Origin of the sequence: Variovorax paradoxus (assembly GCF_009498455.1) — a bacterium.
GTDB classification, from domain to species: domain Bacteria; phylum Pseudomonadota; class Gammaproteobacteria; order Burkholderiales; family Burkholderiaceae_C; genus Variovorax; species Variovorax paradoxus_H.
Genome location: NZ_CP045644.1, coordinates 648123 through 668421, shown reverse-complemented (window position 1 = coordinate 668421; position 20299 = coordinate 648123). Strand labels below are relative to the sequence as shown.

Annotated in this window: 22 protein-coding genes and 2 riboswitches; of the genes, 9 read left to right on the top strand and 13 right to left on the bottom strand. The window is 68.2% G+C overall.

Annotation, left to right across the window (positions count from 1 at the left end; all coding sequences use genetic code 11):
• The first annotated feature begins 163 nt into the window (after nt 1–163).
• Complete coding sequence (locus GFK26_RS03010) at nt 164–991, top strand: creatininase family protein (RefSeq protein WP_153280782.1); 828 nt, start codon at nt 164–166, stop codon at nt 989–991.
• A gap of 281 nt (nt 992–1272) precedes the next feature.
• Here the strand turns inward: GFK26_RS03010 and GFK26_RS03005 are convergent, their stop codons facing one another.
• The 12 genes from GFK26_RS03005 to GFK26_RS02950 are packed head-to-tail and all read right to left on the bottom strand — an operon-like array spanning nt 1273 to nt 10580.
• Nucleotides 1273–2244, bottom strand: coding sequence for a threonine dehydratase (locus GFK26_RS03005; RefSeq protein ID WP_153280781.1), 972 nt, complete (start codon nt 2242–2244; stop codon nt 1273–1275).
• A 20-nt stretch (nt 2245–2264) separates the two neighbouring features.
• Nucleotides 2265–2897, bottom strand: coding sequence for a LysE family translocator (locus tag GFK26_RS03000; RefSeq protein ID WP_153280780.1), 633 nt, complete (start codon nt 2895–2897; stop codon nt 2265–2267).
• A 1-nt stretch (nt 2898) separates the two neighbouring features.
• Nucleotides 2899–3594 (bottom strand): VOC family protein, encoded by a 696-nt coding sequence (locus tag GFK26_RS02995; protein ID WP_153280779.1) that lies wholly within the window; start codon nt 3592–3594, stop codon nt 2899–2901.
• Nucleotides 3595–3607: 13 nt separating this feature from the next.
• On the bottom strand, nt 3608–4531 hold the full coding sequence (locus GFK26_RS02990) for a PhzF family phenazine biosynthesis protein (protein WP_194274011.1): 924 nt from the start codon (nt 4529–4531) through the stop codon (nt 3608–3610).
• 5 nt (nt 4532–4536) lie between these two features.
• Nucleotides 4537–5178, bottom strand: coding sequence for a glutathione S-transferase family protein (locus tag GFK26_RS02985; RefSeq protein ID WP_153280777.1), 642 nt, complete (start codon nt 5176–5178; stop codon nt 4537–4539).
• A 35-nt stretch (nt 5179–5213) separates the two neighbouring features.
• Nucleotides 5214–6047, bottom strand: coding sequence for a PhzF family phenazine biosynthesis protein (locus tag GFK26_RS02980; protein ID WP_153280776.1), 834 nt, complete (start codon nt 6045–6047; stop codon nt 5214–5216).
• A gap of 14 nt (nt 6048–6061) precedes the next feature.
• Nucleotides 6062–6703, bottom strand: coding sequence for a LysE family translocator (locus GFK26_RS02975; RefSeq protein WP_153280775.1), 642 nt, complete (start codon nt 6701–6703; stop codon nt 6062–6064).
• Nucleotides 6704–6728: 25 nt separating this feature from the next.
• The gene (locus GFK26_RS02970; RefSeq protein ID WP_153280774.1) at nt 6729–7352 is read right to left on the bottom strand and encodes a DJ-1/PfpI family protein; all 624 of its coding nucleotides are present in this window, start codon (nt 7350–7352) and stop codon (nt 6729–6731) included.
• A gap of 14 nt (nt 7353–7366) precedes the next feature.
• Nucleotides 7367–8560, bottom strand: a complete 1194-nt coding sequence (locus tag GFK26_RS02965) for a PLP-dependent aminotransferase family protein (RefSeq protein ID WP_153280773.1) — start codon at nt 8558–8560, stop codon at nt 7367–7369.
• Between the two features lie 54 nt (nt 8561–8614).
• Nucleotides 8615–9022 (bottom strand): VOC family protein, encoded by a 408-nt coding sequence (locus GFK26_RS02960; protein WP_153285837.1) that lies wholly within the window; start codon nt 9020–9022, stop codon nt 8615–8617.
• 11 nt (nt 9023–9033) lie between these two features.
• Nucleotides 9034–9984, bottom strand: coding sequence for a DMT family transporter (locus GFK26_RS02955; RefSeq protein WP_153280772.1), 951 nt, complete (start codon nt 9982–9984; stop codon nt 9034–9036).
• Nucleotides 9981–10580: a LysE family translocator gene (locus GFK26_RS02950; protein ID WP_101488543.1), complete on the bottom strand. Its 600-nt coding sequence runs from the start codon at nt 10578–10580 to the stop codon at nt 9981–9983. Before GFK26_RS02950 ends, GFK26_RS02955 begins: the two co-directional genes overlap by 4 nt.
• Before the next feature lie 121 nt (nt 10581–10701).
• Here GFK26_RS02950 and GFK26_RS02945 point away from each other — a divergent pair, with 121 nt between their 5' ends.
• The 3 genes from GFK26_RS02945 (at nt 10702) to GFK26_RS02935 (ending at nt 14300) form a co-directional block, all read left to right on the top strand.
• Nucleotides 10702–12123, top strand: coding sequence for a PLP-dependent aminotransferase family protein (locus tag GFK26_RS02945; RefSeq protein ID WP_153280771.1), 1422 nt, complete (start codon nt 10702–10704; stop codon nt 12121–12123).
• A 64-nt stretch (nt 12124–12187) separates the two neighbouring features.
• On the top strand, nt 12188–12970 hold the full coding sequence (locus GFK26_RS02940; protein ID WP_153280770.1) for a PhaM family polyhydroxyalkanoate granule multifunctional regulatory protein: 783 nt from the start codon (nt 12188–12190) through the stop codon (nt 12968–12970).
• 49 nt (nt 12971–13019) lie between these two features.
• Nucleotides 13020–14300: an FIST signal transduction protein gene (locus GFK26_RS02935; RefSeq protein WP_101488545.1), complete on the top strand. Its 1281-nt coding sequence runs from the start codon at nt 13020–13022 to the stop codon at nt 14298–14300.
• Nucleotides 14301–14319: 19 nt separating this feature from the next.
• On the opposite strand, the gene GFK26_RS02930 is transcribed toward GFK26_RS02935, so the two are convergent.
• Nucleotides 14320–15621, bottom strand: coding sequence for a D-amino acid dehydrogenase (locus GFK26_RS02930; protein WP_153280769.1), 1302 nt, complete (start codon nt 15619–15621; stop codon nt 14320–14322).
• 91 nt (nt 15622–15712) lie between these two features.
• Nucleotides 15713–15819: riboswitch (glycine riboswitch) on the bottom strand.
• A gap of 44 nt (nt 15820–15863) precedes the next feature.
• A riboswitch (glycine riboswitch) is annotated at nt 15864–15953 on the bottom strand.
• Between the two features lie 118 nt (nt 15954–16071).
• On the opposite strand from GFK26_RS02930, the gene rfbB reads away from it, so the two are divergent.
• The 5 genes from rfbB (at nt 16072) to GFK26_RS02905 (ending at nt 20250) form a co-directional block, all read left to right on the top strand.
• Nucleotides 16072–17151, top strand: a complete 1080-nt coding sequence (rfbB, locus tag GFK26_RS02925) for a dTDP-glucose 4,6-dehydratase (protein ID WP_153280768.1) — start codon at nt 16072–16074, stop codon at nt 17149–17151.
• A complete protein-coding gene (rfbD, locus tag GFK26_RS02920; RefSeq protein WP_153280767.1) occupies nt 17148–18038 on the top strand; it encodes a dTDP-4-dehydrorhamnose reductase in 891 nt (296 codons plus the stop codon). The genes rfbB and rfbD overlap by 4 nt, the downstream gene beginning before the upstream one ends.
• A 42-nt stretch (nt 18039–18080) precedes the next feature.
• Nucleotides 18081–18968, top strand: a complete 888-nt coding sequence (gene rfbA, locus GFK26_RS02915) for a glucose-1-phosphate thymidylyltransferase RfbA (protein WP_153280766.1) — start codon at nt 18081–18083, stop codon at nt 18966–18968.
• Complete coding sequence (rfbC, locus tag GFK26_RS02910) at nt 18965–19513, top strand: dTDP-4-dehydrorhamnose 3,5-epimerase (RefSeq protein WP_153280765.1); 549 nt, start codon at nt 18965–18967, stop codon at nt 19511–19513. The genes rfbA and rfbC overlap by 4 nt, the downstream gene beginning before the upstream one ends.
• Before the next feature lie 107 nt (nt 19514–19620).
• On the top strand, nt 19621–20250 hold the full coding sequence (locus tag GFK26_RS02905; protein WP_153280764.1) for a D-sedoheptulose-7-phosphate isomerase: 630 nt from the start codon (nt 19621–19623) through the stop codon (nt 20248–20250).
• The last annotated feature ends 49 nt before the right edge of the window (nt 20251–20299 follow it).

Genomic DNA, 20299 nt, shown 5'->3' with positions numbered 1-20299 from the left:
GACTCTAGGTCATTTTGTTAACAATTGGATTGAAAATGACCAAAGATGAGAACTAATCGTGAACAGATTCGCGATCGATTCGTCTGATGTCAGGAGGTTGTGTGCGGTTGTGCGCAAAGTGTTGCTCCGCGCGCCGCCCATGGCCCCGCCCTAAGATCGCCGCATGAACGCACTTCCGGTCCCCTTGCCCCGTTTCTGGTCTCAATTGACGACGCGCGACTTCGCCGCGCTCGATGCGGCGACCACGGTGGCGGTGCTGCCGCTGGGCGCGACCGAACAGCATGGCCCGCACCTGCCGCTGGGCGTGGACACCGTGCTGGCCGACGGCATCGTGGCGGCCGCGCTGCCGCTGCTGCCGCCGGAACTGCCGGCGCTTTTCCTGCCCACCCAGCAGATCGGCCTGAGCCCCGAGCACGCGCGTTTCGCGGGCACGCTCTCGCTGTCGGCCGAGACGCTGATCCGGATGTGGAAGGAGATCGGCGCGGGCGTGGCGCGCGCCGGCGTGAAGAAGCTGGTGCTGTTCAACGCCCACGGCGGCCATGTGGGTGCGATGGACATCGTGGCGCGCGAGCTGCGCGCCGCGCACGGCCTCATCGTCTACAGCGTGAGCTGGTTCAACCTGCCGCTGGGCGATGCCAACGCGCAGTTCAGCGCGCAGGAGCACCGCTTCGGCGTGCACGCGGGCGAGGTCGAGACCTCGATGATGCTGGCGCTGACGCCCGAGTTCGTGCGCATGGGCGAGGCGAAGGATTTCAGTTCCACCTCAGAGCAGCGCGCAGCCGACTACGCGATCCTCGGCAACGGCAAGAGCGCCAAGCTCGGCTGGGCGATGGAGGACTACAACGCGCAGGGCGCGGCCGGGAATGCGGCGGCGGCCACTGCAGAGAAGGGTCAGGCGGTGGTCAATGCCGCTGCGCAGCAGTTGGCGTTGCTGTTGGCCGAGGTGTCGCGGCTGCCGTTGAGCACGGCGAATACGGGGCCGCTGCCGTAAGGCTGTGGTTCAGGGCGGCGCTCCCGCCGACGCGGTACCTTGCTCCGCGAATGTCCTCCGCCCTTCGGGCTCCCCCTTAATTTCGCTGCGCAAGGCACCGCATCGACGTGAGCGCTGGGCAGTGCGGTGATTGATCGACCGGCACAACGACAGCGCCCAGCGGGCGCAGGACACCGGGTGCTTCCCGCAGCGAAATCAAGGAGGAGGGCGAAGCCCGGGGGACATTCGCGGAGGGAAGTACCCGGTGGCCTGGGCACGCGCCCTGAACAGCAGCAACCCGCTCAGGAAGCGCTGCGCGCCAACACCCCCGCGAACATGTCCGCATCGACATTGCCACCGCTCAGCGCAATGCCCACGGACTTGCCGCGCCAGCGCTCCTGCTGCTGAAGCGCCCCCGCCAACGCAGCCGCACCCGCCCCTTCCGCCACGTTGTGCGTGTCGGTGAACAGAACGCGCATCGCTTCCGCCACCTCGTCGTCGGTCACGGTGATCACGTCATCGGCTTCCTGCAGGATCACGTCCAGAGATTCAGGCACCGGCGTGCGGCAGGCCATGCCATCGGCCAGCAATGTGGTCGCGGGCGATTCGATGGCACGGCGCGCGCGAAACGAGTCGCGGTAGGCCGTCGCGTGCGCCGACACCACGCCGATGAGCTTCGTCGACACGCCGCAATGCGCGCGCGCCGCCGCCGCGCCGGCAAAGCCGGAGCCCAGGCCGATGGGCACGAACAGCACGTCGGGGGGCGAGTCTTTCAAAGCACTGAAGAACTCGACATACGCGGTCGACACGCCCCGCACCAGCTCGCGATGGAACGAGGGCACGCGGTGCAGTGCGTCGCGCTCGGCCAGCACGGCCGCATGTTCGGAGGCGGCCTGGAAATCGTCGCCATGCTCGACCAGCGTGACGCCGAGCGCCCGCATCGCCGCGTTCTTCTCGCGCGAATTGCCGTGCGGCACCACGATGGTCGCGGCCAGTTGGTGGCGCTGCGCCGCGAAGCCGACCGACTGGCCATGGTTGCCGCGCGTGGCGCTGATCACGTGGCGCGCCTCGGGCTGTTCGCGCGCCAGGGTCTCGAAGTAGGTCAGGCCGCCGCGGATCTTGAAGGCGCCGACCGGCGTGTGGTTCTCGTGCTTGGCCCAGACCGTGGCGCCCAGGCGCTGCGACAGCAGCGGCCACGTGTACTGCGGCGTGGGCGGCATGGCTGCATGCACGGTGCGCAACGCAGCGTCGATCTCTTCGCGGGTGAATCGCATCAGGCGTCTTTCGTTCTTGCTTACTTGCGTTCGGTGAGCGCCACGCGCACGGCCAGTGCGGCCAGCACGCTGCCCATGATGTAGCGCTGCGCACGCAGCCAGCCGGCGCTTTGCGACAGCACAGCCGTGATGCTCGCGGCGCCGGCGATCACCACGGCGTTGACCAGCGCGCTGCTCGCCATCTGCGCCAGGCCCAGCTGCAGACTCTGCAGCAGCACCGAGCCGCGTTCGGGGTGGATGAACTGCGGAAAGAACGACAGGTAGAACATCGCCACCTTCGGGTTCAGCAGGTTCGTGAGAAAGCCCATGCGGAACAGCTTGGCCGGCGGATCGGCCGGCAGCGCGCGCGCTTCGAAGGGCGCGTTGCCGCCGGGCTTGACCGCCTGCCACGCGAGCCACAGCAGGTAGGCTGCACCGGCAAAGCGGATCGCGTCGAACGCGACCGGCACCGCCAGCAGCAGCGCCGTGAGGCCCAGCGCCGCGGCGAACAGGTGCACCAGGAAGGCCATCAGCACGCCGCCCAGCGAAATCATTCCCGCGCGGCGGCCCTGGATCAGCGTGCGCGACACGCAATAGATCATGTTCGGCCCCGGCGTGAGCGCCAGCAGCAAAGAGGCGAGGGCGAACCAGGCGATTTCGGTGAGGGTCAGCATGTCAGAGTCCCTTCGATTCAAGCGTGACGGGGCCACGCGGCGTGTCGAACACGGCGACGAGGTTGGGCGGTCCGGCATCGACCGGCAGGCGGACCATGCCGATGGCCGAGAGCGCGGCCGACAGCGCCGGCGCGCGCGGATGCGCCACGCGCAGCGACCGCAGCGTGAGGCCCGAGGCGGGCATGGCGTCGGTCGGATGCACGGCGCCCCACTGGATCAGCGTGGGCAGTGCGCCGTAGAACAGGCGCTGGCCGTCGTCGCGCACCGTGATCTGCCATTCGAGCCGGCCGGCCGGCGTGTCGCGCGCGGCTTCGAGCAGCTGGCCGCGGTCGATGTGCGCATGCTCTTCACGCGCGAGCGCCTGCGTGGCGGCGTGTGCATCAGGCACGCGCGCCACGAAGTGGATCAGCCGCGGGCCGCGCCGCACGAGCGCGGCCTGCAGCGCTGCGTCGTCCAGGTCGAACCAGCGGCGGGTCTTCGGCCGCGACGGCGCCTTGCCGGGCTCGATCGCGATGATCTCGGCATAGGCGCGCGGGAACGCGTCGCTCGCGATGTTCAGCAGCCGGTTGTGCGTGCCCATCAGCGGATGCGCGCCGCCCGGCGCGGGTGTCACGCCGAGCGTGGCCTCGCACCACGCCACACCCTCTGCCAGCGAAGCGGCGGCGATCACGAGGTGGTCGACTTCGGCGGGGGCCATGGTGTGCTTTCGTTCAGAGCGTGACGTGGCCGTCGATGCAGGTCACGGCGTCGCCGCCGACCCAGACCGTGCCGTCGCTGTCGCGCTCGATGTACACGCGGCCCGCGCGGCCCAGGCACTGGCCTTGCGCGGCCACGTAGCGCTCGGGCATGTGGCCGTCCGCGATGAGCCACTCGGCCAGGCCCGCGTTGAGGCTGCCGGTGACGGGGTCTTCCTCCACGCCGACGGCTGCCGCAAAGGCACGCACTTCGAGATCGATCTTCTCGCCGTCGTCGGGCGCGGCGGCCGGGCGATGGCCGAAGGCGCGCGCTTCGCGGTTCGAGCGGCCGATGAGCAGCGAGTCGTCGCGCGCAGCAGGCACGCCTGCCACGCCGGCTTCGACGCCGAGTTCCTTGAGCAGGCGGTGATCGGGCGTGAGCCGCAGCACAGCGTCGGCATCGTCCAGCAGCAGGCCGAGCCAGGCCGGGCCGTTGACGAGCATCTGCGCCGCGACGATCTGCTGCGCCTTCAACCCCAGCGCGCCGGCCACCTTGGCCAGCAGCGCAGGGCTCGGGGCGCTGCGCTTGAGCGGCGGCGCTGCAAAGGCCAGGCGCCCGCCGTCGTGCCGCAGCGGCACGAGGCCGGCGCCGCACTGCTGCACCACGCGGCCCGCCGCCTTGGGCTTGCCGCCGGCCTGCAGCCACGCATGGCAACTGCCGATGGTCGGATGGCCCGCAAAGGGCAGCTCGCCGCCGGGCGTGAAGATGCGCACGCGGTAGTCGGCAGTCGCATCGGTCGGCGGCAGCAGGAAGGTGGTCTCGGACAGGTTCGTCCACCGCGCGAAGCGCTGCATGGCGGCGTCGTCGAGGTCCTGGCCGTCGAGCACCACCGCGAGCGGATTGCCGAAATAGGCGGTGGCGGTGAAGACATCGACTTGCTTGAAGGGGCGGGATTTCATCAGGGTCATTCGAGGGATAAATCGAGCACGCCGCGCGTGCCCGGTCGGGAAAGCAAATCGGCGTACCAGCGCTCGACGTTCGGCCAGACGGGCCGGCGGTACTCGGCGCCGGGCAGGCCGAACCAGCGGTGCGCTTCGCAGCCGATCGGGATGTCGGCCATGGTGAAGCGATCGCCGGCCATGTAGGGGCGCTGCGCGAGGTGCGCGTCGAGCATGGCGAACAGCGCCTCGCTCTCGCGCACCGATGCGGCGATCAGCGCGGGCTGGCGCTCCGACGGCGCCGTGCGCACCCATTGCACGAAGGCGTCGCGGCTGGCGCGGTTGAGCGTGGTCTGCTGCCAGTCCATCCAGCGCTCGGCGTCGAAGCGCGCGGGCAGCTCGCTCGGGTAGAGCGTGCCGTGCGCGTACCGGGCGCAGAGGTAGCGCACGATGACGTTCGACTCCCACAGCGTGACGCGTTCGGCGCCTTCGCCGTCGTCGATGGTGGGCACCATGGCGTTCGGGTTGAGCGCGCGGTATTCGGGCGTCTGCACCACGCCGAACTTGCCGCCGGCCTCGGTGCGCTGGAAGTCGAGCCCGAGTTCCTGCGCGCACCACACGACCTTGCGCACGTTGATCGAGCTGATGCGGCCCCAGATGTTGAGCATGGGTGAGGTTCCTTGTGTGTGTTTGTCGAGGGGGCTCAGGCCGCCATGACGCGCGCCGTGCCGGACACGCGGACCGAGCTGCCCGCCACCGGTGAGATGTCGGCATGCAGGCGCGACAGCATGCCCATGTCTTCGCCCTGCACCACGTCGATGGCACCCCCGTGGGGCCACCCGAGGTCGCGCAGGTAGCCTGCGAGCGCGGCCGTCGCGGCGCCGGTGGCTGGGTCTTCGTAGACGCCGCCCGAGGCAAACGGATTGCGTGTGTGAAAGCGTTGAGCGCTTTCTGCGTGGACCAGCACGATGGTCGTCAGCTCGGCGCGCTGCATGAGCGCGCGGCCGGTTTCCAGCGCGTAGCGCATCGCAGACAGGGCCTGGCGGCTGTGGAGTGCCAGCACCAGGTGGTTCGCGCCCGCGTGGGCCACGGCGGGCGGAATGCGTGCGTCGAGGTCGCTGGGCGTGTGGCCGAAAAGGGCCAATGCCTCGGCGACCAGCGCGGGCGCTGCAGGCGCGCTGCGCGTGGGCGGCGATTGCAAGGCGGCGGCAATCACGTTGCCTTCGCGCCGGCCCTCGACCGTGATCTTGGCCTGGTTGAGCGTGAGCGCGAACACGCCGTCGCCGTGGCGCAGTGCGAGCGCGGCACCCAGCGCGATGGTCGCGTGGCCGCAGAACGGCACTTCGGACTGCGGTGAGAAGTAGCGCACGCGCCAGCCGCCGTCGATGGGCGCCGCGAAGGCGGTCTCGGAGAAACCGACGTCCGCGGCCACCGCCTGCATTTGCGCGGTGGATGGCAGCGTATCGCCGATGACGACGCCGGCGGGGTTGCCGCCCGTCTGTCCCTCCGAGAAGGCTGCGATCTTCAAGATGTTCATGAGGGAACTCGCTTTCAGCGTGGTGCCGGCCGGTCGAGGAACAGCAGGCGCACGGCCAGCCCCAGCATCACGGCGGCGAGCAGGCCGCGCTGGAATTTTTCGGCGCCCGGGCGTTGCTCCAGCCAGCGGCCGACCTGCCCGCTGCAGGCGCCCAGCAGCGTGTTGAATGCGAGCGCGGCCAGCGACAGCACCACGCCGAGCTGCACCAGCTGCAGCGGCACGCTGCCGTGCGACGGATCGACGAACTGCGGCAGGAAGACCATGAAGAACAGCAGCGCCTTCGGATTCACGAGGTTGTTCAGCAACGCCATGCGCACGATGCGGCCGAAGCCGGCCGGCTGCGCCTGCGCGCCCGGGCGGAAGCCGCCGCCGCCGCTGCGCAGCGCCTGCACGGCGAGCCACACCAGGTACAGCGCACCCGCGTAGCGCAGCACGTCGAAGGCGGGCGGCCACGCCGCGACCAATGCGGTGACGCCGGTGGCCGCGAACAGCGTGTGGACCAGGTCGGCCGCCGAGATGCCCACGGCCGCCGCGAAGCCGCCGCGCGGGCCATGCGCCACGCCGTGCGACATCACGAAGGCCATGTTCGGGCCGGGCGACAGAAACAGCGCCAGCACCGCGAGCAGGAAGAGCGAGAGGGTTGCGAGTCCGATCATGTCCGTGTTCCGTGGATCAGTGGATTCAGGCCGTGGCCGGTTGCTGCGTCTGCAGGTACGGCTCGATGTTGCGCATCGCGCGCGCCACGTAGTCGTCTTTCTCGCCGACCGGCGCGACGTAATGCAGCGCGCTCTTCGCAGCGTCGATGCCTTCGGTGCGCGCGATGAGCCACGCCGCAAGGTAGGGCGCCGAGAAGCAGCCGCCCGCGGTGGCCACGTTGCCCTGCGCGAAGAAGGGCTGGTTGAGCACCTCGATGCCGGCCTCCTGCACCCACGGCTTGGTCGTGAGGTCGGTGCACGCCGGCACGGTGCCCAGCAGGCCGAGCTTGGCGAGCAGCAGGGTGCCCGAGCATTGCGCGCCGATGAGCTGGCGCGACGGGTCGAGCCCGCGCAGCACGCCCATGAGGCCCGCATCGGCGGCGATCTCGCGCGTGCGGATGCCGCTGCCGACGATCACCGCGCCCGCCTCGCACGCCGACTCGAGCGTCGCGGTGGCGTGCACCGTGACGCCGTTCATCGAGGTCACGGTGGCGCTGGGCGAGGCCAGCGTCACGCGCCAGCCGGGCTTCTTCACGCGGTTGAGCACACCGAGCGCGACCAGCGAGTCGAGCTCGTTGAAACCGTCGAAGGTGAGGATGGCGATGTGCATGGTCGTGGGCCGGTTCAGGCGAGGGCAGGGGCAGGGGCGAGCAGCGCCAGCTCTTCGCGCAGCGTGAGCGCGAGCGCGGCGATGGCGGTGTCGATCTCTTCGACGCTGGCGGTCACGAACGACAGGCGCAGCGTGCGCGGATCGCCTTCGCCCGCGTAGAACGGCGCGCCGGGCACGAAGGCCACGTTGCGTTCGACGGCCTTGGGCAGCAGGGTCACGGTGTCGATGCCCTCGGGCAGGCGCGCCCACAGGAACATGCCGCCCTTGGGGGCGTTGAACTTCACATCGAGGCCGGCCATCTCGCGGTGGAGCGCGGCGATCATGGCGTCGCGCTGGCGCTTGTACAGCGCGCGAATGGTGGGCACGTGGCGGTCGAGGAAACCGTCGCGCATCACGGCCGAAACCATGCGCTGCGTGAAGATCGGCGTGTGCAGGTCGACCGCCTGCTTGGCCTGCAGCAGCTTGGGGAAGATGGCCTTCGGCGCCACCAGGAAGCCCAGGCGCAGGCCCGGGGCCAGCACCTTCGAGAACGAGCCCAGGTAGATCACGCCCTCGGGGTTGCGCGCGGCCAGCGGCAGCGGCGGGGCTTCGTCGAACCAGAGCTCGCCGTAGGGGTTGTCTTCGACGATCGGCAGGTTGGCCGCAGCGGCGGCAGCCGACACGGCGGCGCGGCGCGCCTCGGTCATGGTGCGGCCGGTGGGGTTCTGGAAGTTGGGCAGCAGGTAGACGAAGCGCGCGTCGGCGGCCTTGGCCACGAGGTCGTCGACGATCACGCCGTCGTCGTCGCTGGCCACGCCCACGGGGTGCGGCTCCATCGGGCCGAAGGCCTGCAGCGCGCCGAGGTAGGTGGGCGTTTCGACCAGCACCTTGCTGCCCGGATCGATCAGCACCTTGGCCACGAGGTCGAGGCCTTGCTGCGAGCCGGTGGTGATGAGCACCTGCGAGGCATCGACGTCCCAGGGCAGCATGTCGGCCACGGCCTGGCGCAGCGGCGCGTAGCCTTCGCTGGCGGCGTACTGCAACGCGGCCGCGCCGTCGTTGTGCAGCACTTCGGCGCAGGCGTCCGCGAATTCTTGAATGGGGAAGGTCTTGGGCGAGGGCAGGCCGCCGGCCAGGCTGATGATGCCGGGGCGCTCGGTGACCTTGAGGATTTCACGCAGCACCGAAGGATTCATCTTGGCGGCGCGGGCGGCGAGTTTCCAGTTCATGGGAGGCTTTCTTCTTTCTGGCGGATGAGAGGTGAGGTGAGTCTGAGTGTGGGGTCAGGGCGGCGGAATGTCGCCGCGGTGCACGACATGGATTTTGTTGCCGTCCGGGTCGCGCAGGTAGGCGCCGTAATAGCCCTGCCCATAGCGGGGGCGGGGACCGGGCGCGCCTTCGTCGCGGCCACCGTGACGCAGGGCCGCCTCGTGGGCGGCGTGAACGGCCTGCGGCGAGGGCGCGCAGAACGCGACCATGTTGCCGTTGCCGGCGCTGGCGGGTTCGCCGTCCAGCGGGAGGTACACGTAGAAGCGCGGCAGCGTCTGGCCCGGCACGATCCAGCAGGCGGCGTCGGGGCCGCCGTCGGGCGTCACGGGGCGACGGATGAGGCCGAGCGGCGCGAGCACCGCGTCGTAGAAGGCGGCGGCGCGCGACAGGTCGGTGCAGCCGACGGTGACATGGCTGAACAGCGTCATCGTCGTCAGCTCCTGGCCTGCGGTTCGGCACCGCGCGGCACCGCGGGCGCGGCCTGCGGTTGCGACAGCCGCTTGCCCACGACCACCGTGGCGACCACGGCGGCGGCGAAGCCCAGCGTGACCACGTCGAGCGGTTCGCCCAGCAGCGGGATCGACGCGAGGATCGACAAAAAGGGCTGCAGCAGCTGCGTCTGGCTCACGCGCAGCGCGCCGCCCAGGGCCAGCCCGCGGTACCACGCGAAGAAGCCGATCCACATCGAGAACATGCCGACGTAGGTGAAGCCGACCCAGGCCGAGGTGGCCACGGGCTGCTGCGGCCACAGGGCGATCGTGGCGGGCAGCGACACGGGCAGCGCCATCACGCAGACCCAGCAGATCACGCGCTCGGCACCGAGCGCGGGCGTGACCTGCGCACCGTAGATGTAGCCGACCGAAGCCGCGATGACCGCGCCGACCAGCAGCAGGTCGGCCCATTCGAAACCGAAGCCGTGCCCGCTCTGCTGCGCGCGCAGCACCGAGAACACCACCACCAGCAGGCTGCCCGCGACGGCGCAGAGCCAGAAGCCCAGCCGCGCGCGCTGGTGCAGCACCCAGGCCGCGACCGCGGCCGTGACCAGCGGCAGCAGCGCCGTCACCACCGCCGCGTGGCTGGCCGTGACCACGCGCAGCGCGTAGCCCAGCAGCAGCGGATAGCCGATGGCGTTGCCCAGCACCGCCATGCCCAGCGGCTTCCACTGGTGCGTTGCCGGGCGCGGCGAACGCGTCACCAGCAGGAAGACGACCGACAGCACGCCCGCCAACGCCGCGCGCCCGAGCGTGACGAACCACGGCGACAGCTGCGGCGCGTCTTGCGTGCCCGTGGCCAGCCGCGTCATCGGCAGCGTGACGGCGAACAGCGCGACACCGACGACCCCGAGCCACATGCCCAGCGTTTCGTCCTTGAGGGCGAGCTTCATACGCTCACCATCCACCACGCCGTGAGCACGAGGATCAGGCCCATCGCGCGGTTGAACCACAGCAGGCGCGTGCCTTTGGCCAGCCACTCGCGCAGCAGCGCGCCGACCAGCGCATAGGCGAAGTTGCTCGCGAAGGCATAGGTCAGCATCACGGGCGCGACGATGGCGAAGCGCGCGAGCGCGTCGGGCTGGCCGGCGATCCAGCCGGCCACCAGCGTGAGCGCGAGCAGCCAGGCCTTGATGTTCACGAACTGCAGCATCACGCCCTGCGTGAACCCAACCGAGAGGCTGGCGTTGTCGGCCTTGCCGAGCTTTGCGCTGCCGCTGAGCTTGTACGCCAGCCACAGCAGGTAGGCGATGCCCAGCCCCTTGATCGCCAGGCGCAGCGGCGGCATCGCCACCACCAGCGCGCCGAGGCCGGCCGCGCAGATGGCGAGCAGCAAGGTCCAGCCGACCGGCACCGCGACCACGAAGCGCATCGCGCGCGGCAGGCCGCCGTTGGCCGCCAGGGCGGTGGAGAGCGTGGTGTTGGGTCCGGGCGAGAAGCTCATCGCCGTGGCCAACACCAGCAGCGCGGTGAATTCTTGCCAGTTCATGTCACAGACTCTAAACTTTGGACCATTACAGTTCCGGTACAGATGATCGAACAAATCTGAAATCTGTATTGGTCATTCCTTCGACACACACCGCAGTCTTCGTGCGATGCGGACCGACCCGATGCTGACCCGAACCTCCACCCAGTCCCTGACCGGGCAACTGGCCGATCGCCTCGCCGAGCGCATCCGCAACCGGCTGCTGGCACCCGGCGCGCGCCTGCCGTCGGTGCGCGAATGCGCGCGCCAGCAGGGCGTGAGCCCGTACACCGTGGTCGCCGCGTACGACCAGCTGCTTGCACAAGGCCTCGTCGAAGCGCGCCGCCAGCGCGGCTTCTATGTGCGCGATGCGGCACCCGTGCCCGAGAGCTCACGCAACCCGGCGCATGCCGCGCCCGTGGTCCCGCCGATGATGGCCTCGCGTGTACCGGCCGACGCCAGCTCGCTGATCCGCAGCATGTTCCACCGCCCGAGCGACAAGCCGCAGCCGGGCATGGGCGTGTTCCCGCCCGACTGGATGGCTTCGACCTTCCTGGCGACCGCGGTGCGCCGCGTGACGACCACGTCGGCGTTGCAGGAACTGTCGCTTCAATACGGCGAGCCTTCGGGCGACCTCGCGCTGCGCCGCAGCCTCTCGCAGAAGCTGGTGCGCATCAACGTGCCGGCGGGGCCGGACCAGATCGTCACCACCATCGGCGCCACGCACGCACTCGACGTCGTGAGCCGCACGCTGCTGCGCGCGGGCGATCCGGTGATGGTCGAGGAACCCGGCTGGGCGCTGGAGTTTGCGCGGCTCGAGGCGCTGGGCATGCGCATCCTGCCGGTGCCGCGCCGCGCCGACGGGCCCGACCTCGACGTGATGGCGCAGTACTGCAAGCTGCACAGCCCCAAGCTCTTCGTCAGCGTGAGCGTGCTGCACAACCCGACCGGCTACAGCCTAACGCCGGGCAGCGCGCACCGCGTGCTCAAGCTGGCCAACGAACACGACTTCCACATCGTCGAGGACGACACCTACAGCCACCTCGCGCCCGAGCACGCCACGCGGCTCAGTGCGCTCGACGGGCTGCAGCGCACCATCTACGTCAGCGGCTTCGCGAAGATACTGGCGCCCAACTGGCGCATCGGCTTCCTGGCCGCTTCGCCTGCGCTGAAAGAGCGACTGCTCGAGACCAAGCTGCTGGCCACGCTGACCTCGCCCACGCTGTTCGAGCGGGCGCTGTCGTGGTGCATCGACCAGGGCCAGCTGCGCCGCCATTCGGAGCGCGTGCGCATCCGGCTCGACGGTGCGCGCGGCCGCGCCGTGAAGCTCGCCATGTCGCACGGCTGCACCTTCGCCTCGGAGCCCGCGGGGCTGTTCGGCTGGGTCGACACGGGCGTCGACACCGACGCGCTCACGCAGCGCATGCTCGACCAGGGCTACCTGCTCGCGCCGGGCTCGCTGTTCCATGCGCGCCGCCCGCCGAGCACGATGATGCGGATCAACTTCGCGACCTCGCAGGACGCGGCGTTCTGGAAAGTTTTCAGCCGGGTCAGGGACGAGCTCTGATTCGCTGGCAAAGGGCTTGGAGTAAGCTGGCAACACAAGAAAACCCCGCCAGGAGACCTCCCGCATGAGCAACGCCAGCAAACCCTTCGACTTCAGCCAGTTCGTCCCCGGATTCGACTTCCTGAAGAACCTCGCCGGCGGTGCCGCAGCGGGCGCCGGGGCGGTGCCCGGCATCCCGAGTCTCGCCAGCTGGGTCGCGCCCACCATGAGCGTCGAAGAGGTCGACAAGCGCATCCAGGAACTGAAGACGGTCCAGTACTGGCTCGAACAGAACGGCCACGCGCTCAAGGCGACCATCCAGGCGCTCGAGGTGCAGAAGATGACGCTGTCCACCCTGCGCGGCATGAACGTGCGAATGGAAGACATCGCCAGCGCGTTCACCCAGCAGGCCGCGGCCATGGCGCCTGCACCGGCTCCCGCCGCACCCGCCCCGGCACCCCGGCCTGAACCGGAGCCCGTCGAAGAAGAAGAGGAAGAAGAGTTCGACGAGGCCGAGGAAGACGAAGCAGAAGAAGAAACCCCGGCGCCGAAGAAGAAGTCGCGCGCCAAGCCAGCCACTGCCGCTGCCGGCGTCGACCCGATGCAATGGTGGGGCTCGCTCACCGAGCAGTTCCAGCAGATCGCGAGCACGGCGCTGCAGGACGCGGCGCAGCTCAAGGTGCCGGCCATGGCGCAGCCGCTGGCCGACGCCGTGGAGCAGGCCATCGGCAAGGTGACGGCGGCGCGCAAGCCGGCCGCCAAGGCTGCACCGAAGAAAACCGCCGCCAAGAAAGCCGCGCCGGCACCCGCCGCGCGCAAGAAAACCACGTCCGCCGCCGCGCGCAAGCGAACCTCCGGCCGGCGCTGACGTCTTACAGCCACCTCCTCAGACGACGACGCACGGGTCGGTACGCACCATGAAACTGTTTCCCACCGGCCATGCCACCCACCCGCAATGGCGCATGGCCGCCGGCCTTGTGCTGGCCCAATTGCGCGCGCAGATGGCGCTGCCCGACTACGCGTCGAACCCGACGCTCGGGCTGCTCTACATCACCGACCACTACGCGTCCGAGGCGCAGGAGATCCTTGATCACCTGAGCGCCGAGCTGCCCGAGGTGACCGACTGGTCGGGCACCGTCGGCATCGGCGTGTCGGCCAACAACGCCGAGTACTTCGACGAGCCCGGCCTGAGCCTGATGCTGTGCGCGTTGCCGAGCGACCAGTACCGCGTGTTCTCGGGCGTCGCGCCGCTGGGCAGCTCTGAAATGAGCGGCTTCGAGGCGCACACCGCGCTCGTGCACGCCGACCCCGCCACGCCCGACCTGGGCGAGCTCATCGGCGAGATGGCGGGCCGCACCGACACCGGCTACCTGTTCGGCGGGCTCTCGTCCGGCCGCGGCGGGGCGCTGCAGTTCGCGGTCGGCGGCAACGGCAACATCCGCGGCCACGGCGCGGCGGGCGGTGTGTTCTCGGGCGGCCTGTCGGGGGTGGTGTTCGGCGAGGGCGTGCGGCTGGTGTCGCGCGTCACGCAAGGCTGCCAGCCGCTGCGCACGGGCGGTGCGCGCGAGCGCGAGATCACCGAGGCCGACGGCAACCTGCTGCTGTCGCTCGACGGCGAACCGGCGCTCGACGTGCTGCTGGCCGACCTGCAGGTGTCGCTCGACCGGCCGCAGGAAGCCATCGACGCGGTGCGCAACACGCTGGTCGGCCTGGCCGACGCGGGCAGCGACGGCCTGCGCCGCACCGGCGACCTGGGCGCCGACGTGCTGGTGCGCCACATCATCGGCCTCGATCCGACACGCCGCGGCATCGCCATTGCCGACAACGCCGAAGCCGGCATGCGGCTGAGTTTCTGCCGCCGCAACGCGCAGGCGGCACGCGCCGACCTGATGCGCATCTGCGCCGAGATCCGTGAAGAGCTGGAGCCTGAAGAGCAGACGCTGGCCACCGCGCGCGCCGTGGCAGCCGGCGAGGCCGAGGCCGCACCGCATCCCGCGCGCCGCATCGCGGGCGCGGTGTACGTGAGCTGTTCGGGGCGCGGTGGTCCGCACTTCGGCGCACCGGGCGCCGAGCTGCAGATCGTGCGGCATGCGCTGGGCGACGTGCCGCTGGTCGGCTTCTTCGCCGCTGGCGAAATCGCACGCCACCACCTGTACGGCTACACCGGCGTGCTGACGGTGTTCACCGCGCCGGACTGACGCCAGGCGCCGGTCGCGTTCAGGCCGGCTGCAGTGCGCGCGGTGCGGGCGCCGGCATGCCGGCGAACGCGAAGTCGACCTCGGGCGCGAGCCCGCTCACGATGCGCGCGATCGACTTGCCCGAGCCGCAGGCGTGCGTCCAGCCGAGCGTGCCGTGGCCGGTGTTGAGGAACAGGTTCGGCAGCTTGGTCTTGCCGATCAGCGGCACGTTGCTCGGCGTGGCCGGGCGCAGGCCGGTCCAGAACTGCGCGCGTTCGGTGTCGCCGGCGCCGGGGAAGAGTTCTTCGACGCGCCGCACGATGGCTTCGCAGCGCACGCGGTTCAGGTCGCGGTCGTAGCCGTTGAGTTCGGCCGTGCCGGCGATGCGCAGGCGGTCGCCCGACTCCGACGTGTAGCGCGAGAACACCAGCTTGTATTCGTCGTCGGTCAGCGAGACCTGGTGCGCCTTCGACGCGTCCTTCACGGGCAGCGTCACCGAGTAGCCCTTGGCCGGATAGATCGGCAGGCGGATGCCCAGCGGCGCGGCGTACAGCGGGCTCAGCGAACCCATCGCGAGCACGAAGGCATCGCCGCGGATGCGTTGGAAGCGGCCTTCGTTGTCGGTGGCCTCGATGTGGTCGATGCTGCCGCCGGCTTCGCGCAGCGCGGTCACGGTGTGACTCATGAGGAACTTCACGCCGGCCGCTTCGGCCAGCTTCACGAGCTCGCGCGCGAAGCGGTTGGCGTCGCCCGACTCGTCTTCGGCGGTGTACGTGGCGCCGGCGAGTTGCGGGCGGATGTGGGCGAGGGCGGGTTCGATCTTGACGGCCTCGTCGGCCGAGATGACCAGGCGCTCGCAGCCCAGGGCGCGCATCTGCTCGGAAGGCTTCAGGGCGCCGTCGAATTCTTTCTGCGTCGTATAGAAGTGCAGGATGCCTTGCGTGCGCTGGTCATAGCTCAGGCCGGTGTCTCGACGCAATTGCTGCAACATTTCCCGGCTGTATGTACCGAGACGCACGATCTGTTCGATGTTATGGCGGGTGCGCGCAGGGGTGCATTCACGCAAAAACTGCAGGCCCCAGAGCCATTGGCGCATGTCGGCGCGGATGCGAAAGAGCAGCGGCGCATCTTCCTTGCCGAGCCATTGCAGAACCTTCAGCGGCGCGCTCGGATTGGCCCACGGTTCGGCATGGCTGACCGAGATCTGGCCGCCGTTGGCGAAGCTGGTTTCGGCGGCCGGGGTGGCTTGCCGGTCGATCACGGTCACCTCGTGACCGAGTTGCTGGAGGTAGTAGGCCGACGTCACGCCGAGCAGGCCGGCGCCGAGAACGATCACACGCATTGCAAGTACCTTTGAGTTTGCAGCGCTTGAACGGCGGGCGTGGAGTGCTATTGAATGAATAGCAAGCAACCGGACGACCGCTGTCCAAGTTGCCGCTCCCCCTGTCCTCGGTACCTGAGAGATTCACCCTGCTGCACCCGCAGCGGGTTTGCTCCTTCGGTGCGCCACATGGCGTGGCGGCTCTCCAGACGGCTGTATCGATGAGTGCAGTACTGACCCCTTGCCGATGTTCCTTGTTTGCACCTGGAACTTCGTCGGGCCGACCTGAGCGTTTATGGGAGTTTGCGCCTTCGGTAGGGCCTCCGTGAGGCCCGCTCTCCTGCAATTGTTGGGGATTGTAGACGGGGCCTCTGACCGGGCCAAGTCCTGTACATAGGCACGTCACGCCGATGGGATAATTGACTGTTAATTTCGCGTAAAGCAAACTTTTTTCTACAGGCGGGGGACTTCATGATCCTGGTTACCGGCGGCGCAGGCTTCATTGGCGCCAATTTCGTGCTCGACTGGATCGCGCAGGGCGACGAGCCCGTCGTGAACCTCGACAAGCTGACCTACGCAGGCAACCTCGAGACCCTCGCATCGCTCAAGGGCAACGCGAACCACGCCTTCGTGCAAGGCGACATCGGTGACAGCGCACTGCTCGATCGCCTGCTGGCCGAGCACAAACCCCGCGCAGTCGTGAACTTTGCCGCGGAATCGCACGTCGATCGCTCGATCCACGGTCCTGAAGACTTCGTGCAGACCAACGTGCTCGGCACCTTCCGCCTGCTCGAGTCGGTGCGCGGCTACTGGAACGCCCTGCCGGCGGACCAGAAGGCGGCCTTTCGCTTCCTCCACGTGTCGACCGACGAGGTCTACGGCTCGCTTTCCAAGACCGACCCGGCCTTCACCGAAGAGAACAAGTACGAGCCCAACAGCCCGTACTCGGCCAGCAAGGCCGCCAGCGACCACCTCGTGCGCGCCTGGCACCACACCTACGGCCTGCCGGTGGTCACCACCAACTGCTCGAACAACTACGGCCCGTTCCACTTCCCCGAGAAGCTGATCCCGCTGATGATCGTCAACGCACTGGCCGGCAAGAACCTGCCCGTGTACGGCGACGGCATGCAGGTGCGCGACTGGCTCTACGTGAAGGACCACTGCAGCGCCATCCGCCGCGTGCTCGAAGCCGGCCGCCTGGGTGAAACCTACAACGTCGGCGGCTGGAACGAGAAGCCCAACATCGAGATCGTCAACACCGTGTGCGCGCTGCTCGACGAGTTGAGCCCGCGCGCCGACGGCAAGCCGTACAAGGAACAGATCACCTACGTCACGGACCGCCCGGGCCACGACCGCCGCTACGCCATCGATGCGCGCAAGCTCGAGGCCGAACTCGGCTGGAAGCCCGCCGAGACCTTCGACACCGGCATCCGCAAGACCGTCGAGTGGTACCTCGCGAACGGCGAGTGGGTGCGCAACGTGCAAAGCGGCGCATACCGCGAGTGGGTCGAGAAGCAGTACGACGCCACGACGGCGAAGGCCGGCGCATGAAGCTGCTGCTGCTTGGCAAGGGCGGACAGGTCGGCTGGGAGCTGCAGCGCAGCCTCGCGCCGCTCGGCGAACTGGTCGCGCTGGATTTCGACAGCACCGACTTCCACGCCGACTTCAGCCGTCCCGAGCAGCTGGCCGAGACGGTGCGGGCCGTGCGCCCCGACGTCATCGTCAATGCCGCCGCGCACACCGCCGTCGACAAGGCCGAAAGCGAGCCCGACTTTGCGCGCAAGCTCAACGCCACTTCGCCCGGCGTGGTGGCCGAAGCCGCGCAGCAGATTGGCGCGCTGATGGTGCATTACTCCACCGACTACGTCTTCGACGGCAGCGGCACCCGCCCCTGGAAAGAAGACGACGCGACCGGCCCGCTCAGCGTGTACGGCCAGACCAAGCTCGAAGGCGAGCAACTGGTGGCCACGCACTGCGCGAAGCACCTGATCTTTCGCACCAGCTGGGTCTACGCCGCACGCGGCGGCAACTTCGCCAAGACGATGCTGCGCCTGGCCAAGGAGCGCGACAAGCTGACCGTCATCGACGACCAGTTCGGTGCACCGACCGGTGCCGAGCTGCTGGCCGACATCACCGCGCACGCCATCCGCGCCACGCTGCAAGACCCGAACAAGGCCGGCCTGTACCACGCCATCGCCGGCGGCGAGACCACCTGGCACGGCTACGCGCGCTTCGTGCTCGAGATGGCGCAGCAAGCCGGCGTCGAACTCAAGGCCGGCCCGCAGGCCGTGGAAGCCGTGCCCACCAGCGCCTTCCCGACACCCGCGGCGCGCCCGCACAACTCGCGGCTCGACACCACCAAGCTGCAGACCACCTTCGGCCTGCGCCTGCCGCCCTGGCAGGAAGGCGTTGCGCGCATGCTGCGCGAGACGCTCTGACGCCCGACTGATTTTTCCGGCTCCCTACAGAAGAAAACCCCCATGACGCAACGCAAAGGCATCATCCTCGCCGGTGGCTCCGGCACCCGCCTGCATCCGGCCACGCTCGCCATGAGCAAGCAGCTCCTGCCGGTGTACGACAAGCCGATGATCTATTACCCCTTGAGCACCCTGATGCTCGGCGGCATGCGCGACATCCTGATCATCAGCACGCCGCAGGACACGCCGCGTTTCCAGCAGCTGCTGGGCGATGGCAGCCAGTGGGGCATGAACCTGCAGTACGCGGTGCAACCGAGTCCCGATGGGCTGGCGCAGGCCTTCATCATCGGTGAGAAGTTCGTGGGCAATTCGCCGAGCGCGCTGGTGTTGGGGGACAACATCTTCTATGGGCATGACCTGGTGCATCTGCTGTCGGACGCCGATACGAAGCAGAGCGGTGCGACCGTGTTCGCGTACCACGTGCACGACCCCGAGCGCTACGGCGTGGTGGCCTTCGATGCCAGCGGCAAGGCCAGCAGCATCGAAGAGAAGCCTGTCAAACCCAAGAGCAGCTACGCGGTGACCGGCCTGTACTTCTACGACAACCAGGTCGTCGACATCGCCAAGGCCGTGAAGCCGAGCGCGCGCGGCGAGCTGGAGATCACGGCGGTCAATCAGGCGTATCTGGACCTCAACCAGCTCAATGTGCAGATCATGCAGCGCGGCTATGCATGGCTGGATACGGGCACGCATGAAAGCCTGCTCGAAGCGGGGCAGTTCATCGCGACGCTGGAGCATCGGCAGGGGCTGAAGATTGCGTGTCCTGAAGAGATCGCTTGGCGCAATGGCTTCATCGATCGTGAGCAGCTCGAAAAGCTGGCCGCGCCGTTGCAGAAGAACGGGTACGGCAAGTACCTGAACCACTTGCTGGCTGAACAGGTGCGCTCGTGAATGTCATCCAAACCGAGATCCCTGACGTTTTGATCATCGAGCCGAAGGTCTTCGGCGATGCCAGAGGGTTTTTCTACGAGAGCTTCAATCAGCGTGCCTTCGAAGAAGCGGTCGGGTCGAAGGTTGACTTCGTTCAAGACAACCACTCAAGGTCGTCCAAGGGCGTGCTGCGGGGTTTGCACTATCAGGTCCAGCAAGCCCAAGGAAAGTTGGTGCGTGCGGTGCGTGGCGCGGTGTTCGATGTGGCCGTGGACATCCGAAAGTCGTCGGCGACCTTCGGGAAATGGGTCGGCGTGGAACTCAGTGAGGACAACCACAGGCAGTTGTGGGTTCCTCCCGGCTTCGCGCATGGCTTTCTCGTACTCAGCGACAGCGCCGATTTCCTCTACAAGACCACCAATTACTACGCGCCTGCGCATGAGCGATGCATCTTGTGGAATGACGCTTCTCTCGATATTGCGTGGCCGGATGTGGGGCAGGCCCCTGCGCTTTCGGCCAAGGACAGCGCCGGGCTGTCGATGAAACAGGCGGAATTTTTCGAATAAGACAAGAGTGCTGCGAATTGGGTTGCCGCTGCGATGACACAGGGGCAGTCAAGGCCGTCGGATCTGCCCGCCACTCCATATTTTTATAACTCCCACCCGAGATTTTTATGCCTTCATTCTTTCCAGATCACCAGATAGCAGATGCTGGGCTGTACGCGGACGCGTATTTCGAAAGAATCACGGCTGCAGCCAAGACCGTAGACCGTGGCGCGCTGGCCGCCGCCGGGCGCCTTCTTGCAGAACGTGCAGCCCAGGGAAAGATGATCTTTTCATGTGGCAATGGGGGGTCGGCAGCCATCTCCAACCACTTGGTCTGCGACTGCATGAAAGGTGTTCGCAGCAATGGCTGGCTGAAGCCCAAGGTGAACAGCCTCTCGTCCGCCGTCGAACTGATCACCGCGATCGTCAATGACATCGGACCCGAGGAGATGTTCTCTTTCCAGCTGACGTCGATGGCGTCCGAAGGCGACGTCCTCATCGCCATCAGCTCGTCTGGCGCCTCGCCAAACATCATCAAGGCGCTCAACACTGCGCGCGAGATGAAGATGACGACGATTGCCATGACCGGATTTGCGGGTGGCGATGCCGCCCGTCTGGCCGACGTCGGTCTTCACGTGGATGCGGAGAATTATGGTGTCGTCGAGGATGTGCACCAGTCGCTCATGCACATCCTGGCGCAATACCTTCGCCAGAGCCACCTGACAGATCCTTCGCTGCTGGGAACGCTCAAGTTCTAGCATTCGACATGCCGGCCTGGGCAAGCAACTTCTAGCTCTTTAGGTCTGC

What these genes read in the sequence shown, in the direction of transcription:
- GFK26_RS03010 (WP_153280782.1), top strand. Translation starts at nt 164, where the DNA reads ATGAACGCACTTCCGGTCCCCTTGCCCCGTTTCTGGTCTCAATTGACG.
- GFK26_RS03005 (WP_153280781.1), bottom strand. Translation starts at nt 2,244, where the DNA reads ATGCGATTCACCCGCGAAGAGATCGACGCTGCGTTGCGCACCGTGCAT.
- GFK26_RS03000 (WP_153280780.1), bottom strand. Translation starts at nt 2,897, where the DNA reads ATGCTGACCCTCACCGAAATCGCCTGGTTCGCCCTCGCCTCTTTGCTG.
- GFK26_RS02995 (WP_153280779.1), bottom strand. Translation starts at nt 3,594, where the DNA reads ATGGCCCCCGCCGAAGTCGACCACCTCGTGATCGCCGCCGCTTCGCTG.
- GFK26_RS02990 (WP_194274011.1), bottom strand. Translation starts at nt 4,531, where the DNA reads ATGAAATCCCGCCCCTTCAAGCAAGTCGATGTCTTCACCGCCACCGCC.
- GFK26_RS02985 (WP_153280777.1), bottom strand. Translation starts at nt 5,178, where the DNA reads ATGCTCAACATCTGGGGCCGCATCAGCTCGATCAACGTGCGCAAGGTC.
- GFK26_RS02980 (WP_153280776.1), bottom strand. Translation starts at nt 6,047, where the DNA reads ATGAACATCTTGAAGATCGCAGCCTTCTCGGAGGGACAGACGGGCGGC.
- GFK26_RS02975 (WP_153280775.1), bottom strand. Translation starts at nt 6,703, where the DNA reads ATGATCGGACTCGCAACCCTCTCGCTCTTCCTGCTCGCGGTGCTGGCG.
- GFK26_RS02970 (WP_153280774.1), bottom strand. Translation starts at nt 7,352, where the DNA reads ATGCACATCGCCATCCTCACCTTCGACGGTTTCAACGAGCTCGACTCG.
- GFK26_RS02965 (WP_153280773.1), bottom strand. Translation starts at nt 8,560, where the DNA reads ATGAACTGGAAACTCGCCGCCCGCGCCGCCAAGATGAATCCTTCGGTG.
- GFK26_RS02955 (WP_153280772.1), bottom strand. Translation starts at nt 9,984, where the DNA reads ATGAAGCTCGCCCTCAAGGACGAAACGCTGGGCATGTGGCTCGGGGTC.
- GFK26_RS02950 (WP_101488543.1), bottom strand. Translation starts at nt 10,580, where the DNA reads ATGAACTGGCAAGAATTCACCGCGCTGCTGGTGTTGGCCACGGCGATG.
- GFK26_RS02945 (WP_153280771.1), top strand. Translation starts at nt 10,702, where the DNA reads ATGCTGACCCGAACCTCCACCCAGTCCCTGACCGGGCAACTGGCCGAT.
- GFK26_RS02940 (WP_153280770.1), top strand. Translation starts at nt 12,188, where the DNA reads ATGAGCAACGCCAGCAAACCCTTCGACTTCAGCCAGTTCGTCCCCGGA.
- GFK26_RS02935 (WP_101488545.1), top strand. Translation starts at nt 13,020, where the DNA reads ATGAAACTGTTTCCCACCGGCCATGCCACCCACCCGCAATGGCGCATG.
- GFK26_RS02930 (WP_153280769.1), bottom strand. Translation starts at nt 15,621, where the DNA reads ATGCGTGTGATCGTTCTCGGCGCCGGCCTGCTCGGCGTGACGTCGGCC.
- rfbB (WP_153280768.1), top strand. Translation starts at nt 16,072, where the DNA reads ATGATCCTGGTTACCGGCGGCGCAGGCTTCATTGGCGCCAATTTCGTG.
- rfbD (WP_153280767.1), top strand. Translation starts at nt 17,148, where the DNA reads ATGAAGCTGCTGCTGCTTGGCAAGGGCGGACAGGTCGGCTGGGAGCTG.
- rfbA (WP_153280766.1), top strand. Translation starts at nt 18,081, where the DNA reads ATGACGCAACGCAAAGGCATCATCCTCGCCGGTGGCTCCGGCACCCGC.
- GFK26_RS02905 (WP_153280764.1), top strand. Translation starts at nt 19,621, where the DNA reads ATGCCTTCATTCTTTCCAGATCACCAGATAGCAGATGCTGGGCTGTAC.